The sequence below is a fragment of the Pedobacter heparinus genome, assembly GCF_032678725.1.
GTDB classification, from domain to species: domain Bacteria; phylum Bacteroidota; class Bacteroidia; order Sphingobacteriales; family Sphingobacteriaceae; genus Pedobacter; species Pedobacter heparinus_A.
In genome coordinates this window covers 1-1483 of record NZ_JAVTSC010000042.1, presented here as the reverse complement: position 1 = coordinate 1483, position 1483 = coordinate 1, and the positions used below count along the sequence as shown (strand labels likewise).

The 1483-nt window shown below is 41.6% G+C and carries 1 protein-coding gene; it reads right to left on the bottom strand.

The annotated features are described in order from the left end of the window. Positions 1-119 precede the first annotated feature (119 nt). Positions 120-1337 carry a Fic family protein gene (locus tag R2Q85_RS24505; RefSeq protein WP_316814442.1) on the bottom strand — a complete coding sequence of 406 codons (1218 nt, stop codon included), beginning with the start codon at positions 1335-1337 and terminating at the stop codon, positions 120-122. Between the last annotated feature and the right edge of the window lie 146 nt (positions 1338-1483).

The following is a 1483-nucleotide window of genomic DNA, read 5'->3' as shown; positions in this document are numbered from 1 at the left end:
TTTCAGGAAACCTTAATAGGATCCTTTATTGCAGGAATGTTTCCGGCTTCGGCATCCGGCTTCGGCATCCGGATACGGCTAGCTTTCTGAGTATAAACCACAGGTCTTATAGCGATTTCTTATTCTGAAAGTATGCGGTATAGCTCCAGGTTCAGGTAATAACTGCCTCCCTGGATCATTCTTTTTTCAAGAATCCCCATCGCAGCAAGCTGGTCCAGGTATTTTCTGGCGGTATTCTCCGAATATAAACCTGAATTTGTAAAATGTTTCACCCTGGTAAAGGGCTGGGTAAACAAAGCATTCACCAGGGATTCCGGTCTGGAAATGTTCCCGTCTGCAAGCACAGCTTCAAGAATGGCCTCCTTCGCCAAGATGATGTCGTTAATCTTATTATAGGTCAGGTTCGAAGTAACTTCAATAGCCTTCAATAAATATAGCAACCAGTTCTTCCAGTTTCCCCGCTGCGTAACACCTGCCAAACCGGAATAGTATTCTTCCTTATGCTGCATGATGTAACTGCTCAGAAACAAAATGGGATAATCCAATAAGCCTTTTTTAGTCAGGTAGTGAATGTTAAAAATTCTCCCCGTCCGCCCATTCCCATCTCTGAAAGGATGTATGGCTTCAAACTGAAAATGACCTATCGCCATCTTCAGCAAAGGATCTAAGGGATACTTTTGATCGTCATTTAAAAAATCAATCAGGTTCTTCAGTTTATCTTCAAGTATTCCCTTACCTCTTGGCGGAGTATAAAATGCTTTACCTGCATTTGGCCCCGTTCCCCCTTCCTTAATGTATATCTGTGCTACAGGAGTTCTTATCCCATCATTAAACTGACTAACTACCCTGTACATTTTTACAAAGTAATGCTCATCAAAAATCCGATTTTCCTGTAAATATTGATAACCCTGCCACAGCGCTTCCCTGTAATTAAGGATTTCCTTTGCCGGCCCATCCAGCTGCCTGGCCTGGTCTTCACTATAAGCTTTATACAGCTCGTCATCCGTAGTGAAGATATTTTCAATTGCACTCGAAGCTTTTGCTTCCTGTAAACTTATCGAATTGACCAGCAATCCCTGATTAGGTATGGCAATACTTCTTCCCTGCAACCTGCCCAGGGCCGCTTTCGCATTGCCCAGCTGACGGTAAACTTCGAGATCTTCATACAGATCAGCGTCGATGGGGAGTTCAGGCAAATCGTTCCAGGGTTTATTGCGATCTGAGTTAATGCGGTAAGTCATATTCAAATATACATAAAACCCTATACTTAACCTTAAAATATACACTTTTTTAAGGCCAACAAGAATTCCTACCTTAAAAGGATTTGAATCAAGCACATTAACCTTAAAATTTAAGTATTTTAAGGTTAGCGAGAGTACCGGCCTTAAATCATGATATATCGTGGTATTGTAAAAGGTATAATGGCAGGTACAATGGTTATTAATGTGTACAACCCCTTAAGGGATCTTGATCAGCTGCTTGC